At 68.9% G+C, this 15,307-nt stretch carries 14 protein-coding genes; 4 read left to right on the forward strand and 10 right to left on the reverse strand.

The window, feature by feature from the left end; translation table 11 throughout:
* Positions 1-6: 6 nt before the first annotated feature.
* The 9 genes from pssA to AB0I10_RS02730 all read right to left on the reverse strand — a co-directional run bounded on the left by pssA (position 7) and on the right by AB0I10_RS02730 (position 11,121).
* A complete protein-coding gene (gene pssA, locus AB0I10_RS02690) occupies positions 7-873 on the reverse strand; it encodes a CDP-diacylglycerol--serine O-phosphatidyltransferase (RefSeq protein WP_363150456.1) in 867 nt (288 codons plus the stop codon).
* Positions 860-1,507 (reverse strand): phosphatidylserine decarboxylase, encoded by a 648-nt coding sequence (locus tag AB0I10_RS02695; protein ID WP_129250757.1) that lies wholly within the window; start codon positions 1,505-1,507, stop codon positions 860-862. The genes pssA and AB0I10_RS02695 overlap by 14 nt, the downstream gene beginning before the upstream one ends.
* 170 nt (positions 1,508-1,677) lie before the next feature.
* On the reverse strand, positions 1,678-2,883 hold the full coding sequence (locus AB0I10_RS02700; protein ID WP_363150457.1) for an acyl-CoA dehydrogenase family protein: 1,206 nt from the start codon (positions 2,881-2,883) through the stop codon (positions 1,678-1,680).
* A gap of 2 nt (positions 2,884-2,885) precedes the next feature.
* Complete coding sequence (locus tag AB0I10_RS02705) at positions 2,886-3,410, reverse strand: MaoC family dehydratase (protein WP_136740400.1); 525 nt, start codon at positions 3,408-3,410, stop codon at positions 2,886-2,888.
* Positions 3,411-3,415: 5 nt separating this feature from the next.
* On the reverse strand, positions 3,416-4,378 hold the full coding sequence (locus tag AB0I10_RS02710) for a CoA ester lyase (RefSeq protein ID WP_363150458.1): 963 nt from the start codon (positions 4,376-4,378) through the stop codon (positions 3,416-3,418).
* Entirely contained in the window at positions 4,375-6,387 is a 2,013-nt protein-coding gene (locus tag AB0I10_RS02715; RefSeq protein WP_363150459.1) for a protein meaA, read from the reverse strand. Before AB0I10_RS02715 ends, AB0I10_RS02710 begins: the two co-directional genes overlap by 4 nt.
* A gap of 141 nt (positions 6,388-6,528) precedes the next feature.
* The gene (gene ccrA, locus AB0I10_RS02720) at positions 6,529-7,866 is read right to left on the reverse strand and encodes a crotonyl-CoA carboxylase/reductase (RefSeq protein WP_363150460.1); all 1,338 of its coding nucleotides are present in this window, start codon (positions 7,864-7,866) and stop codon (positions 6,529-6,531) included.
* A 485-nt stretch (positions 7,867-8,351) separates the two neighbouring features.
* Positions 8,352-9,152: a TetR family transcriptional regulator gene (locus tag AB0I10_RS02725; RefSeq protein WP_363150462.1), complete on the reverse strand. Its 801-nt coding sequence runs from the start codon at positions 9,150-9,152 to the stop codon at positions 8,352-8,354.
* A gap of 139 nt (positions 9,153-9,291) precedes the next feature.
* A complete protein-coding gene (locus AB0I10_RS02730) occupies positions 9,292-11,121 on the reverse strand; it encodes a 3-hydroxyacyl-CoA dehydrogenase family protein (protein WP_363150463.1) in 1,830 nt (609 codons plus the stop codon).
* A 391-nt stretch (positions 11,122-11,512) separates the two neighbouring features.
* Here AB0I10_RS02730 and AB0I10_RS02735 point away from each other — a divergent pair, with 391 nt between their 5' ends.
* The 3 genes from AB0I10_RS02735 (at position 11,513) to AB0I10_RS02745 (ending at position 13,565) form a co-directional block, all read left to right on the forward strand.
* Positions 11,513-12,217 (forward strand): HEAT repeat domain-containing protein, encoded by a 705-nt coding sequence (locus tag AB0I10_RS02735; RefSeq protein ID WP_363150464.1) that lies wholly within the window; start codon positions 11,513-11,515, stop codon positions 12,215-12,217.
* 156 nt (positions 12,218-12,373) lie between these two features.
* Positions 12,374-13,129, forward strand: coding sequence for an SDR family oxidoreductase (locus AB0I10_RS02740; protein WP_363150465.1), 756 nt, complete (start codon positions 12,374-12,376; stop codon positions 13,127-13,129).
* A 76-nt stretch (positions 13,130-13,205) separates the two neighbouring features.
* Positions 13,206-13,565: a MerR family transcriptional regulator gene (locus AB0I10_RS02745; RefSeq protein WP_363150466.1), complete on the forward strand. Its 360-nt coding sequence runs from the start codon at positions 13,206-13,208 to the stop codon at positions 13,563-13,565.
* A gap of 14 nt (positions 13,566-13,579) precedes the next feature.
* Here the strand turns inward: AB0I10_RS02745 and AB0I10_RS02750 are convergent, their stop codons facing one another.
* Complete coding sequence (locus AB0I10_RS02750) at positions 13,580-14,602, reverse strand: Rv2578c family radical SAM protein (protein ID WP_363150467.1); 1,023 nt, start codon at positions 14,600-14,602, stop codon at positions 13,580-13,582.
* Between the two features lie 178 nt (positions 14,603-14,780).
* Between AB0I10_RS02750 and AB0I10_RS02755 the strand changes: the two genes are divergently transcribed.
* A complete protein-coding gene (locus AB0I10_RS02755) occupies positions 14,781-15,224 on the forward strand; it encodes an SRPBCC family protein (protein WP_363150468.1) in 444 nt (147 codons plus the stop codon).
* Positions 15,225-15,307 lie beyond the last annotated feature (83 nt).

A 15,307-nucleotide genomic window follows, 5' to 3' on the forward strand; every position in this document is an offset into this window, starting at 1 on the left:
CGGGATTTACGGAAGCTGTGCGGCGCGGGCCTCTTCGCGCGACTCACGGCGGTTGTCACGGAAGGTGTTCACCCTCCGGGCCGTCGCGAACAGCGGGATCATCGCGCCCATAACCACCTGCAGAGCGCAGCCGGTCTGCAGCAGCAGCTGGCCGCCCGGGGCGTCCAGTGCCCAGGCCGCGAGCATGCCCATGCTGAGCACGATCCAGCTGAGCATCGCCACCGCGAGCCGCCCCCGCGGCTTGGGGTACTCGACCCGGCTCACCATCAGCCAGGCCACCCCGATGATCGCCAGCAGCGTCGGCAGGAACGGCAGCTCCAGCAGCACGATGGCGACGACGGTCAGGGCGCCGAACGGGCTCGGCATGCCCTGGAAGATGCCGTCGCGCAGCGTGACGCAGGAGAACCGCGCAAGCCGGAGCACCACCGCCAGCAGCACCACGACGGCCGCGACCACCGACACCCGCTGGTTCGCGTCCTGGGCGACCGCGACCATGCCCCAGGTCACGACGAAATACGCGGGAGCCAGGCCGAAACTGATCAGGTCGGAGAGGTTGTCGAGCTCGGCCCCCATCGCCGAGGCCCGCAGCTTGCGCGCGACCAGCCCGTCGAAGAGGTCGAAGACCGAGGCGAGCAGCATCAGGATCACGGCCATCGCGGCGCTGTGCCGGGCCATACCGCCGTCCTCGTTGCCCGTCAGATGCGGGATGAGCACGCCGGTGGTGGTGAAGTACACCGCCATGAAGCCACAGATCGCGTTGCCGAGGGTGAGGGTGTCCGCTATTGACAGCCGCGTGGACAGCGGCATGTCGTCCTCGTCCTCTTCCATCTCGGGCGCCCAGCCCGCCTGTGTCTCAGGATCAATCACGGTCAAGTCGAGTCACCCCCGCGGTGGTGGCCTGGCCGACCTCGACCGCCGCCTCGACGCCCTCCGGGAGGTAGACATCGACGCGCGAGCCGAAGCGGATCAGACCGATGCGCTCGCCCTGCTCGACCTTGGTGCCCTCGGGCACGTAGGGGACGATGCGGCGGGCCACCGCGCCGGCGATCTGCACCATCTCGATGTCGCCGAGCTCGGTGTCGAAGTGCCAGACGACCCGCTCGTTGTTTTCGCTCTCCTTGTTGAACGCCGGAACGAATCCGCCGGGGATGTGCTCCACGGACGTCACCGTGCCGGCCAGCGGCGCGCGGTTGACGTGAACATTCAGCGGGCTCATGAAGATCGCGACGCGGGTGCGCCCGTCCTTCCACGGCATGATGCTCTGCACCACGCCGTCCGCCGGAGAGATGACACGGCCCTGAGCGATCTCCCGCTCGGGGTCGCGGAAGAACCACAGCATGCCCGCCGCGAGTGCGGTGGTGGGCACGGCGACGGCAGCCCAGCGTCCCGAGCGACGGGAACGGGCCAGGCTGACCGCTGCCGTTGCCACGGTCGGGAGGAGCCACGGCGACGCTCCGCGCGCGAGGCGGACGCGACCGCGTTGTGCAGAGGATTGGCTGTGGGGCATGGATGACCTTCGTAGCGGAGGATGCCGCGTATGGACACGGGGGACGGCGGCTTTCCGTCGATGCTATCGGTTGCGAGCGGCAACTGGCCAAGAGCCAGAGCCAATCCGTGGCCGAAGTCCGATGACAGGGTGTGATCTTCGTCTAGACGAAAACACCCCAAACGGGATGTTCACCCCTGGATTCGGTACTCCTCCAGTAGCCGGCGCCCAATGATCATTTTCTGGATCTCGGCGGTACCTTCACCGATCAGGAGCATCGGGGCCTCGCGGTAGAGACGCTCGATCTCGTACTCCTTGGAGAAGCCGTAACCGCCGTGGATGCGGAAAGCGTCTTCAACCACCTCCTTGCAGTACTCGGAGGCCAGGTACTTCGCCATGCCCGCTTCGAGGTCGTTTCGCTGGCCGGAGTCCTTTTTGCGAGCGGCATTAACCATCATCGCATGAGCCGCTTCGACCTTTGTCGCCATTTCGGCCAGTTTGAACTGGATGGCCTGGTGCTGAGCGATCGGCTTGCCGAAGGTGTGACGCTGCTGCGCGTACGAAACCCCCAGCTCGAAGGCGCGCTGAGCGACACCGCAGCCGCGCGCGGCCACATTGACCCGGCCGACCTCGACGCCGTCCATCATGTGATAGAAGCCACGCCCGGTCTCGCCGCCGAGCACACGATCGGCCGGAATTCGCAGGCCGTCCATGATCAGCTCGGTGGTGTCGACCCCCTTGTAGCCCATCTTGTCGATCTTGCCCGGAATGGTCAGTCCGGGGCGCACCTCGCCGAAGCCCGCCTCCTTCTCCACCAGGAAGGTCGTCATCGACTTGTGCGGCGCGGTGCCCTCCGGGTGGCCCTCGTCCGTACGGCAGAGCACCGCGACGAGCGTGGACGAACCGCCGTTGGTGAGCCACATCTTCTGGCCGTTGAGGACGTAATCGTCGCCGTCCCGCACGCCCTTGGAGGAGATGGCCGACACATCGGAGCCCAGCGCCGGCTCCGACATCGAGAACGCGCCCCGGATTTCGCCGGCCGCCATCCGCGGCAGGAAATAGTCCTTCTGCTCCTGCGTGCCGTGCTGCTTGAGCATGTACGCCACGATGAAGTGGGTGTTGATGATGCCCGAGACGCTCATCCAGCCACGGGCGATCTCCTCCACGGTCAGCGCGTAGGTGAGCAGCGACTCGCCGAGGCCGCCGTATTCCTCGGGGATCATCAGCCCGAACACGCCGAGTTCCTTGAGGCCCTCGACGATCTGCGTCGGGTATTCGTCCTTGTGCTCCAGCTCCGTTGCGACCGGAATGATCTCCTTGTCCACGAAATCGCGGACGGTGGAGAGGATTTCCCGCTGGATGTCGGTCAGACCCTCGGTCTGTGCGAGGCGCGCCATGGCTACTTCTCCTTCTTGGCCGGAGGGGCCTGCAGCTCCGGGCGGCCGGGCTGCTCGCCGCCGCGCTCCTTGATGTACGTGGCCGTGGGGACCATCACCTTGCGGCGGAAGACGCAGACCAGGGTGCCGTCCTGCTTGTAGCCCTTGGTCTCGACGTACACGATGCCGCGGTCCGACTTGGACTTCGACGGCGTCTTGTCGAGCACGGTCGTCTCGCCGTAAATCGTGTCGCCGTGAAAGGTCGGCGCCACATGCCGCAGCGACTCGATCTCCAGATTGGCGATCGCCTTTCCGGAGACATCCGGCACCGACATACCCAGCAGCAGGGAGTAGATGTAGTTCCCGACCACTACGTTCTTGCCGAAGTCCGTCGTCTTCTCGGCGTAGTTCGTGTCCATGTGGAGCGGGTGGTGATTCATGGTGAGCAGACAGAAGAGGTGGTCGTCGTATTCGGTGACGGTTTTCCCCGGCCAGTGCTTGTACACATCGCCGACGATGAACTCTTCGTAGGTACGGCCGAACTGCATCGCGCTTACGCCTCCGGGGCCTCGAACTTGGACGTACGGGTCATGCCGGCTGCCCGGCCCTTGCCGGAGATGACCAGCGCCATCTTGCGGCTCGCCTCGTCGATCATCTCGTCACCGAGCATCGCGGAACCCTTCTTGCCGCCCGCCTCGGAGGTGCACCACTCGTAGGCGTCCAGGATCAGCTCGGCGTGGTCGTAGTCCTCCTGGGAGGGCGAGAAGACCTCGTTGGCCGCCTCGACCTGACCCGGGTGGAGCACCCACTTGCCGTCGAAGCCGAGCGCGGCGGCGCGGCCGGCAACCTCGCGGTAGCCGTCAACGTTCTTGATCTGAAGGTACGGACCGTCAATGGCCTGCAGATCGTAGGTGCGAGCCGCCATCAGGATGCGCATCAGGATGTAGTGGTACGCATCCGCGCCATAGCCGGGCGGCTGCTCGCCGACCACCAGGGACTTCATGTTGATGGAAGCCATGAAGTCGGCCGGGCCGAAGATGATGGTCTCCAGACGCGGCGAGGCGGCGGCGATGTCGTCGACGTTCACCAGGCCCTTGGCGTTCTCGATCTGCGCCTCGATGCCGATCTTGCCGACCTCGAAGCCCATCGTCTTCTCGATCTGGGTGAGGAGCAGATCCAGCGCGACGACCTGCTGGGCGTCCTGCACCTTCGGCAGCATGATGCAGTCGAGGTTGGGGCCCGCGCCCTCGACGACCGTGACGACGTCCCGGTACGTCCAGTGCGTGGTCCAGTCGTTGACCCGCACGACACGCGTCTTGCCGGTCCAGTCGCCGTTGTTCAGCGCGTCGACGATGGTGTGCCGGGCGCCTTCCTTGGCGAGCGGCGCGCAGGCGTCCTCCAGGTCCAGGAAGACCTGGTCGGCCGGGAGGCCCTGGGCCTTCTCCAGGAAACGCGGGTTGCTGCCGGGAACCGCGAGGCAGGAACGCCGCGGGCGAAGGCGGTTGACGGGGCTCATGCGGGGACCTCCAGAGGGTCGAGCTTGTTCGCTTTCCGGATCTCGTCGACGATACGGCCGATGATCTCCGTGATACCGAAGTCCTTGGGTGTGAAGACCGCCGCGACCCCGGCTTCCCGGAGTGCGGTGGCATCGGCGGAGGGGATGATTCCGCCGACGATGACGGGCATGTCGTCGACGCCGGTACGGCGCAGCCGGGCCAGCACGTCCGGCACCAGCTCGGCATGCGAACCGGACAGGATCGACAGGCCGACGCAGTGCACATCCTCGGCGACGGCCGCCGAGACGATCTGCTCCGGGGTGAGCCGGATGCCCTGGTAGACCACCTCGAAGCCGGCGTCCCGGGCCCGTACGGCGATCTGCTCGGCGCCGTTGCTGTGCCCGTCCAGGCCGGGCTTGCCGACCAGCAGACGCAGCTTGCCGCTGCCGAGTTCGGCCGCGGTCCGCGCGACCTTCTCGCGGACCACCGCGAGCGGGGTGCCCGCCTCGGCGGTGACCGCCACCGGCGCGCTGGAGACGCCCGTGGGGGCCCGGAACTCGCCGAAGACGTCCCGCAGCGCCCAGGCCCACTCGCCGGTCGTCACACCGGCGCGAGCGCATTCGAGGGTGGCCGCGAACAGGTTGGTGTCGCCGGCCGCGGACTTCTTCAGGACCGACAGTGACTCCTGCGCGCGCCCCTCGTCCCGGTTGTCCCGCCAGTCGTGCAGCGCCTGGACGACGCGGGCCTCGTTGGCGGGGTCGACGGTCATGATCGCGGAGTCGAGGTCCGCGGTGAGCGGATTGGGCTCGGTGGACTCGTAGCAGTTGACGCCGATGATCTTCTCCTCGCCGGCCTCGATCCGGGCCCGCCGCTCGGCGTGCGCGGAGACCAGCTGCGACTTGAGGTAGCCGGACTCCACGGCCGCCATCGCGCCGCCCATCTCCTGGATCCGCGCGATCTCGGCCAGGCACTCGTCCACCAGGGCGTCCACCTTGGCCTCGATGACATGCGATCCGGCGAAGATGTCCTCGTACTCCAGCAGGTCGCTCTCGTGTGCCAGGACCTGCTGGATGCGCAGCGACCACTGCTGGTCCCAGGGCCGGGGCAGCCCCAACGCCTCGTTCCAGGCGGGGAGTTGGACGGCACGGGCACGCGCGTCCTTCGACAGCGTCACGGCCAGCATCTCCAGCACGATCCGCTGGACGTTGTTCTCCGGCTGCGCCTCGGTCAGACCGAGCGAGTTGACCTGCACGCCGTAGCGGAAACGGCGCTGCTTGGCGTTCTCGATGCCGTAGCGGTCGCGGGTGATCTGGTCCCAGATGCGGCCGAAGGCGCGCATCTTGCACATCTCCTCGACGAACCGGACGCCGGCGTTCACGAAGAACGAGATACGGGCCACGACATCGCCGAACTTCTCCGGCGGCACCTGCCCGGAGTCGCGTACCGCGTCCAGCACCGCGATGGCGGTGGACATGGCGTACGCGATCTCCTGGACCGGCGTGGCACCGGCCTCCTGCAGGTGGTAGCTGCAGATGTTGATCGGGTTCCACTTGGGGATGTTGGCCACCGTGTACGTGATCATGTCGGTGGTCAGACGCAGCGACGGCCCCGGCGGGAACACATGCGTCCCGCGCGAGAGGTACTCCTTCACGATGTCGTTCTGCGTCGTCCCCGCCAGCTTGGTGATGTCGGCACCTTGCTCCTCGGCGACCACCTGGTACATCGCCAGCAGCCACATGGCCGTCGCGTTGATGGTCATCGAGGTGTTCATCTGATCCAGCGGGATGTCCTGGAACAGCCGCCGCATATCACCGAGATGGGACACCGGGACCCCGACCCGGCCGACCTCGCCGCGGGCGAGGATGTGGTCGGGGTCATAACCGGTCTGCGTCGGGAGGTCGAACGCGACCGACAGGCCCGTCTGGCCCTTGGCGAGGTTGCGCCGGTACAGCTCGTTGGACGCCTCGGCGGTGGAGTGCCCGGCGTAAGTCCGCATCAGCCACGGACGATCCTTCTGACGCTCAGTCATGTGTGACCCGTATCTTCGTGGTGGGAACGTGAGGGGGATCAGACGTTCCGGCCGTGTCGGTCGATCCGCCTGGGCGTTTCGACTCCTACTTGTTGTCCCCTCCGCTTACGCGTCGCGGCTCCTGCTTGTTGTCCGCTCCGCTTACACGTCTCGGAACCGGTTGATGGCGTCGAGATGCTCGGCGCGCATCTCCTCGTCGCGCACGCCCATCCCCTCCTCGGGTGCGAGCGCCAGCACGCCGACCTTGCCCTGGTGCAGGTTGCGGTGCACGTCGTAGGCCGCCTGCCCGGTCTCCTCAAGGGTGTACGTCTTCGACAGGGTCGGGTGGATCTTGCCCTTGGCGACCAGGCGGTTGGCCTCCCACGCCTCGCGGTAGTTCGCGAAGTGCGAGCCGACGATCCGCTTCAGCGACATCCACAGGTAGCGGTTGTCGTACTCGTGGTTGTAGCCGGAGGTCGAGGCGCAGGTGACGATGGTGCCGCCCTTGCGGGTGACGTACACGGACGCGCCGAAGGTCTCCCGACCCGGGTGCTCGAAGACGATGTCCACGTCTTCGCCGCCGGTCAGCTCACGAATCCGCTTACCGAAGCGCTTCCACTCCCGCGGGTCCTGGTTCTGCTCGTCCTTCCAGAACTTGTAGCCCTCGGCGTTGCGGTCGATGATCGCCTCGGCGCCCATCTTCCGGCAGATCTCCGCCTTCTGGTCGGACGAGACGACGCAGATCGGGTTGGCGCCGCCGGCCAGCGCGAACTGGGTGGCGTACGAACCGAGTCCGCCGCTCGCGCCCCAGATCAGGACATTGTCGCCCTGCTTCATCCCGGCGCCGTTGCGGGACACCAGCTGGCGGTACGCGGTCGAGTTGACCAGGCCGGGCGCCGCCGCCTCCTCCCAGCTCAGGTGCTTGGGCTTGGGCATCAGCTGGTTGGACTTGACCAGCGCGATCTCGGCGAGACCACCGAAGTTGGTCTCGAAGCCCCAGATCCGCTGCTCGGGGTCGAGCATGGTGTCGTTGTGCCCGTCGGAGGACTCCAGCTCGACGGACAGACAGTGGGCGACGACCTCGTCGCCGGGGCCCCAGGCGTTGACGCCGGGGCCGGTGCGCAGCACGACGCCGGCCAGGTCGGAGCCGATGACGTGGTACGGGAGGTCGTGCCGCTTGGTGAGCGGGGAGAGGCGGCCGTAGCGCTCCAGGAACCCGAACGTCGACACGGGCTCGAAGATCGAGGTCCAGACGGAGTTGTAGTTCACGGAGGAGGCCATCACGGCCACCAGTGCCTCACCGGGGCCGAGCTCGGGCACCGGCACGTCTTCGACGTGCAGCGACTTGCGGGGGTCCTTCTCCCTGGACGGCACGCCGGCGAACATCTCGGCCTCGTCCTTGTGCACGGTCACCGCGCGGTAGGACTCGGGGATGGTCAGCGCGGCGAAGTCGTCGCGGGTGCTGTCGGGCGCGAGGATCGCGTCCAGGATTTCGTTCACGGTGTGCCTCCGGCGAAGCTCGTTGAGGGAACGGCTTGAGGGAACGTCGGGGGTGGTGCGGAGGGGGTGCCGTCGGTTCGGCCGGGGTGGCCCGGTGTCCTCCCCGTCTGCGCTGGTCGCAGAAGAGGCGGTCACCGTGCCTGGCTGCGCGGGTGAGCGCGTGAAGTTTGCCTGTGACGCAGGCGTCCGGGCGGGCGGCCACGAATGGCTTGCTGGGACAGCCGACGCACGAGGGTTCGCTATGCGCCGGCCGCCCGGACACCCTCAAGGTATGACACCGCGTGCCATGCGGCAAGACACTGAGTGCCAGGAATTTCTCTCAGCTGAAACCTGGTGGTCACATATGAGCGATGATCGTTCATGTGGGGGCCCTGAGCAGGGCAAACCGCACCACTACACCCGCCCACCCCCCGAAGGGGGGTGGGCGGCGGGGAAAAACAAAAGGGTGCGGAGCGGGAGGGCCTCGCAGCCCCCCGGACGCCCCGTCAGCGCTTCTTCAGGGCCCTCTCGATGGTGCGCATGACCTCGTCCAGCGGCGCGTCCGTGCGGGCCACCGTCACCAGGACCTCGCCCTCGCGCGAGACGGCCGCCGGCGGGGCCTCCCCGGTGAGGGCGCGGCCCGCGCCGATGCCGGTGCCGAAGGTCTCCCGGACGATCTCGAAGGCATGGTCGAGCTGGGCCTCGACGTCGCCCTGAGCGCCGGCCCGCAGCCAGCGGCGCAGTACGTGGTTGTGCGCGGTGACCACGGCGGACGCGGCGACCTCGGCGAGCAGCGGATCGTCGTCGCCCTCGCGGTGCGCGCCTTCGTCGAAGTGGCCCAGGAGATAACGGGTGAAGAGACGTTCGTAGCGGGCCACCGAGGCGATCTCGGCCTCGCGGAGGGTGGGTACCTCACGGGTGAGGCGGTAGCGGGCCACGGACACGGCCGGTGAGGCCGCGTACATCCGCATGACTTCCTTGATGCCGCGGCAGACCGTGTCGAGCGGGTTCTCGTGCTGCGGGGCGGCGTCCAGGACGGCCTCGGCGCGTACGAGGGTGTCGTCGTGGTCGGGGAAGATCGCCTCTTCCTTGGAGCGGAAGTGGCGGAAGAAGGTGCGCCGGGCGACGCCCGCGGCGGCCGCGATCTCGTCGACCGTGGTCGCTTCGTATCCCTTGGTCGCGAACAGTTCCATTGCCGCCGCCGACAGTTCGCGGCGCATTTTGAGCCGCTGGGCGGCCGCGCGGCGGGTGCCGGGAGTGCTGTTGTCGGGTGCGTCGGACGACTGCGTGCGAGCGGGCTGGGACATGTGGGGACGGTACTGCATATTTACGCGGCCTGCGGCATCCGGTGCCATCTCCGCCCCCCTGACCTGGGACGGACCGCTGGATGGTGCCAGCAGTCCGCCCCACGCCTCCCCGGCTTTCGGCCGGGGGTGCCCCCACCCGTCAGCGCCTGGCGTACTCACGGAAGCCGCGGCCGGTCTTGCGGCCGAGGCAGCCCGCGGCGACGAGGTGCTCCAGCAGCGGCGCCGGCGCCAGCCCGGGGTCGCGGAACTCGGCGTGCAGCACCTTCTCGATGGCCAGCGAGACATCCAGGCCGACGACGTCGAGGAGCTCGAAGGGGCCCATGGGGTAGCCGCCGCCGAGCTTCATGGCGGCGTCGATGTCGTCCAGGGAGGCGTAGTGCTCCTGGACCATCTTGATCGCGTTGTTCAGGTACGGGAACAGGAGGGCGTTGACGATGAAACCGGCGCGGTCGCCGCAGTCCACCGGGTGCTTGCGGACCTTCGCGCAGACCGCCCGCACGGTGGCGTGCACATCGTCGGCCGTCAGAACCGTACGGACGACCTCCACCAGCTTCATCGCGGGCGCCGGGTTGAAGAAGTGCATCCCGATGACGTCCTGCGGCCGCGAGGTGGCGCGGGCGCAGGCCACGACCGGCAGCGAGGAGGTGGTGGTGGCCAGCACCGCGCCCGGCTTGCAGACCTTGTCCAGCGTGCCGAACAGCTGCTGCTTGACCTCCAGGTCCTCGGCCACCGCCTCGACCGCCAGATCGACGTCCGCGAAGGCGTCGAGCGAACCGGCCGGGGTGATCGCCGCGAGCGCGGCATCCCGTGCCTCCGCGGTGAGCCGGCCCTTGTCGACCGAGCGGCCCAGCGACTTGGTGATCCTGGCCTTGGCCTTCTCCGCCTTCTCCAGGCTGCGGGCGGCCAGCACGACCTCGAAGCCCGCCTTCGCGAAGACCTCGGCGATACCGCTGGCCATCGTCCCGGAACCGGCCACGCCGACGCTGCGGACCGTACGGCCCGCAGCCTGCTCATCGGCTGCCGTGGGGGTCTCCGCGTCCGGCACGACGGTGGCGCTCCCGGGAGTCGCTTCGTCGGAGTATCTGTAGAATCCACGGCCCGCCTTGCGGCCGGTCAGCCCGGCCTCGGCCAACTGCCCCAGGATCGGCGCGGGGGCGTGCAGCCGGTCGTGGGAGTCGGCGTACATCGCCTCCAGGACCGTACGTGCGGTGTCCACACCGATCAGGTCGAGCAGCGCCAGCGGGCCCATCGGCAGCCCGCAGCCGAGCCGCATCGCGGCGTCGATGTCCTCACGGGTCGCGTACTTGGACTCGTACATCGCGGCGGCCTGGTTCAGATAGCCGAACAGCAGGCCGTCGGCGACGAATCCGGGGCGGTCGCCGACCGCGATCGGGTCCTTGCCCAGGTCGCGGGCGAGTTCGGTGACGGCGGCGACCGCGGTCGGTGCGGTGAGCACCGAGGAGACCACCTCGACCAGCTTCATGGCCGGCGCGGGGTTGAAGAAGTGCACGCCGAGCACCCGCTCGGGGCGCCGCGAGTCGGCAGCCAGCCGGGTCACGGACAGCGCGTTGGTGCCGGTGGCGATGATCGTCTCCGGCCGCACAATGCCGTCGAGCGTGGTGATGACCTGCCGCTTGAGCTCGTAGTCCTCCGGCACCACCTCGATGACGAGGTCGGCGTCGGCGGCGGCCTGCAGGTCGGAGAAGGTACGGAAACGGGCCAGGAGGTCCTGCCGCTCCCGCTCCGTGATCCGCTCGCGCTGCACGGCGCGGGCGGTGGACGATTCGAGGGTGGCGACGGCCTGCCGGGCCGCGGCTTCGTCGGTGTCGATACCGATGACCTCGCGGCCGGCCCGGGTCAGCACCTCGGCGATGCCGGTGCCCATGGTGCCGAGACCGACGACGGCCACTGTGGAAAGGGACAGGGGGGAGACATCAGTTGAGAGGTCTGGGGTGGACTGAGGGCCCATCGCGAGACTCCAGAGGGTGTTCCCCTGAGGGCAGGGGAGAGGTGACGACTGAGGAGTGTCCACGCAGACGCGGCGAGAAGCAGTGCGCAGCGGCGGGAAGCGGCGGTGAGCCGCGGGAAGCCGCAGCACTGCGGGCAGCGCTGGCGGTGTGGGAGACCCGGCGGGCCCTGTCCCGGGGCTGTGCCGTGTGCTCCGTGAAAGTGTCGTGCTGTGCGGTGCCGAACCGACTTCACTCTGTGGCGGCTGCGTCACCAGGCCGCCCGAGCAGGGGTGCTGCTCGTTCCAGCAGGTTAACCGGTGGGTAACCAGAGCGCCAGGGGTAGTGGCCGTCATTAGGCTGTGGCGCAGGACACGTCGCGGGAACCGGCGTGGCCCGACGGGAGGGGAACAAATGGAAGACGAATTCCACGAGTTGACGGACCGGGTGCGGGCCGAACTCCGTTCCCCACAGGATCTGGTCGCCTACGAGCGGCTGCTGGGACTCGCCCGCAAGAACACCCCCGCCGGGCGGGAGGAACTGGCCCGGATGCTGGTCGCCGTCGAACGCCCACTGTGGACCAGGGAGATCGCCGCCTTCGTCCTCGGCTGCGCCGGCGACAAGCGGGCCTTCGAAACGCTTGTGCTGCTGCTGAACTACCGCGAACCCATGCGCTGCGCCACCGCGGCCCACGCCCTGGGCCGGCTCGGCGACCCGCGCACCGCCCGCGCCGCCGCCGCACTCGCCACCAACCCGCTGCGCACCGCCTACGCCCTGCACCCCGTACGCCTGCTCGCCGAACTCCGCGCCCCGCAGTCCGTACCGGCCTTGATCGCCACGCTGGAACGATTGCTCACCCCGCACAACCCGTACTGGCGGGTGGCCCTCGCCTGCGTCGAGGGTCTGGGAGCGCTGGGCGACCGCCGCGCCGTCCCCACCCTCACCGCCGCCGTCACCCACCCCCGCCTGGCGGCCGCGGCGGCTGCTTCGCTGGCGCGGCTGGGGGTGCACGAGGACGTGGCGGCGGAGGGGGACGGTGCTGATGACAGGGCGGACGGGGCGATCGGCCGGGGTCACGCCCCGGGCGGCTCGGATCCCGGCGTCAGCGGACGCCAGTAGCGCAGCTCGGGTACACCTGCGGCACCTTTCGGCGCCCGGAGCCCACCCCGGTGGCTCGTCCGCTTGACCTTGACACCAGGGGCAACGTTCGAGACTCCCGGTATGGAAAGCGCAGCGAGTAACACAAGCGGCAATGCAACGGGTACCGGGCCGAGCGTGCCCGGGGCACAGCGCCGGGTCGTGATCGTCACCGGAGCCGGTACGGGGATCGGGCGTGCCACCGCCCTTGCCTTCGCGGCGGAAGGGGCGCGAGTGGTGGCGGTGGGCCGCCGGGCCGAACCGCTGGAGGAGACGGCGGCAGCCGGTGGGAGGGGCGAGGTCGTCCCGTACGTCGGGGACATCACCGAGGACGGTGTGCCCGAAGATCTCATGCGGTATGTGGCCGAGACCTACGGCCGACTGGATGTGCTGGTCAACAACGCGGCGATGGTGGGCAACGGGGCGCTCGGCAGCTACACCAAGGAGCAGATGGCTCCGCTGCTGGCGACGAACCTCGTCGCGCCGGTGCTGCTCACCCAGGAGGCCGTGCCCCACCTGGAGCGGACCGGCGGGGTCGTGGTGAACCTGAGTACCTCGGTCGGGCAGCGGGGCTGGCCGGGCAACTCGGTCTATGCCGCGACCAAGACAGGGCTCGAACTCCTCACCCGGAGCTGGGCGGTGGAGCTCGCGCCGCGCGGCATCCGCGTCGTCGCCGTCGCGCCCGGTGCGATCGAGACCCCGATCGCCCTGCATCAGGGCTGGTCGCCGGAGCAGCGGGCGGCCATACGGAAGTGGCAGATCGATCACACGCCCATGGGGCGGGTCGGCCGTCCGGAAGAAGTGGCCTGGGCGATCACTCAGCTCGCGGCGCCGTCCGCGTCGTTCGTGACGGGGGTGATCCTTCCGGTCGACGGGGGAGCGGTGGTCGGCTGACGGTGGCCCGCGGCGGCCCATGTCGGCGGCCCTGGCAGATGCCCTGGTAGAAACGCTCCGGAAGGAAGGTGGTCCGGTGCGGATCGGGGAGCTGGCGCAGATCACGGGGGCGTCGCCGCGCGCGCTGCGCAACTACGAGCGCGAGGGGCTGATCGCTTCGGAGCGGGCAGCGAACGGCTATCGCGTCTACGACGAGCGGGTGGTCGTACGCGTGCGCAATATCCGCCATCTCCTGGACGCCGGGCTCACGCTCGCCGACGTCCGCTGCTTCGCGCAGTGCCTGGACGGCGATATGACCAGCGGCCCGCCCTCACCCGAGGGCCTGCGCATCGCCCGTGAGCGCCTCGCCGTCATCGACGAGCGGATCGCCGCCCAGATGGAGGCGCGGAACCGCCTCGCACGGGCCTTGGAGGCCGCCCCCGCCCGGCTCCTGTGACGCCTGCCGGCCCGTCAGATCAACGTCAACTGGGTTGGTTCCGAAGGGGAGTCGGGCGCGGCGGGCACGGCGGGCGCGGGGATGTTGCGGGCCTCGCCGGGGCGGTGGGGGCCGATGCCGTGTTCCGTGGCGAGTTCGTGGACCTGGCGGGTGATCTGGCGCTGGTACCACTTGGGGGCGTAGGAGCCGTCGGCGTACATCCGCTCATAGCGGCGTACCAGCTGCGGGTGGTGGTGGCCGAGCCACGCCATGAACCATTCGCGGGCGCCGGGCCGCAGATGCAGTACGAGCGGGGTGACCGAGCCGGCGCCGGCCTCCGCGACGGCCCGGACCGTGGCGCGCAGCTGGTCCGGACTGTCGCCCAGGAAGGGGATCACCGGTGCCATCAGTACGCCGCAGGGGATGCCGTGCGCGGTGAGCGTGCGCACCACGTCCAGCCGGCGCTCCGGGGCGGGTGTGCCGGGCTCGACCGTGCGCCACAGCTCGCGGTCCAGGAAGCCGACGGAGACCGAGATGCCGATGTCGGTGACCGCGGCGGCCTGCCGTAGCAGCTCTAGGTCGCGCAGGATCAGGGTGCCTTTGGTGAGGATCGAGAACGGGTTGGCGTGGTCGCGCAGCGCCGTGATGATGCCGGGCATCAGGCGGTAGCGGCCTTCGGCACGCTGGTAGCAGTCGACGTTCGTGCCCATGGCTATGTGGTCGCCGCGCCAGCGGCGCGCGGTCAGCTCGCGGCGCAGCAGCTCGGGGGCGTTGACCTTCACCACGATCTGCGAGTCGAAGTCGAGGCCGGTGTCCAGGTCGAGATAGCTGTGCGTCTTGCGCGCGAAGCAGTAGACGCAGGCGTGGCTGCAGCCGCGGTAGGGGTTCACGGTCCATTCGAACGGCATTCGGGAGGCGCCCGGAACGCGGTTCACGATCGAGCGGGCGCGCACCTCGTGGAAGGTGATCCCGCGGAATTCGGGGGTGTCGATCGTCCGGCTGACGACGTCCGTGCCGAACAGCGCGGACGGGCCGTCGCCCAGATTGTCCCAGCGCATCGGGCCTCCTTCTGAATCCTGCCGAGATTCTGCCGAGATCCTGTCGAGCCCCCGAGCTCGATAATAGAACACTTGTTCCCTTGGGGTCTGTCAACCCGATTTTGGGCGCGCCGCCCAGTGGTGGTTGGCTTGGCGGCGCACCGCAGCACCGGCAGCCGACTACTGGAGGAAGACACACATGGGTCAGGTCGAGGCCACCACGCAGCGCGAGATCGCGGCGGACCCGGAGGACGTGTTCGACGCGCTCGCCGACTACAGCGGCACGCGCCAGAAGCTGCTGACCGAGCACTTCAGCGAGTACGAGGTCCGCGAGGGCGGCGACGGCAAGGGCACCCTCGTCCACTGGAAGCTCCAGGCCACGAGCAAGCGGGTGCGGGACTGCCTGCTGGAGGTCGACGAGCCGACCGACGGCCAGCTGGTGGAGAAGGACCGCAACTCCTCCATGGTGACCACCTGGATCGTCACCCCGGCCGGTGCGGACCGCGCCAACGTCGTCGTCACCACCACCTGGCAGGGCGCCGGCGGTGTCGGCGGCTTCTTCGAGCGGACCTTCGCGCCCAAGGGGCTCGGCCGGATCTATGACGGGATCCTCGCCAACCTCGCCGCCGAGATGGAGAAGTGAGCGGCCGTCACTCCGTAACCCTCTCGGGGTCTCACCATGCTCACCGGTTCGGGTGGTTTCCGGTGAGCGGCGCTGCCCGGTCC

Source organism: Streptomyces sp. NPDC050636 (assembly GCF_040654775.1).
Taxonomy (GTDB): domain Bacteria; phylum Actinomycetota; class Actinomycetes; order Streptomycetales; family Streptomycetaceae; genus Streptomyces.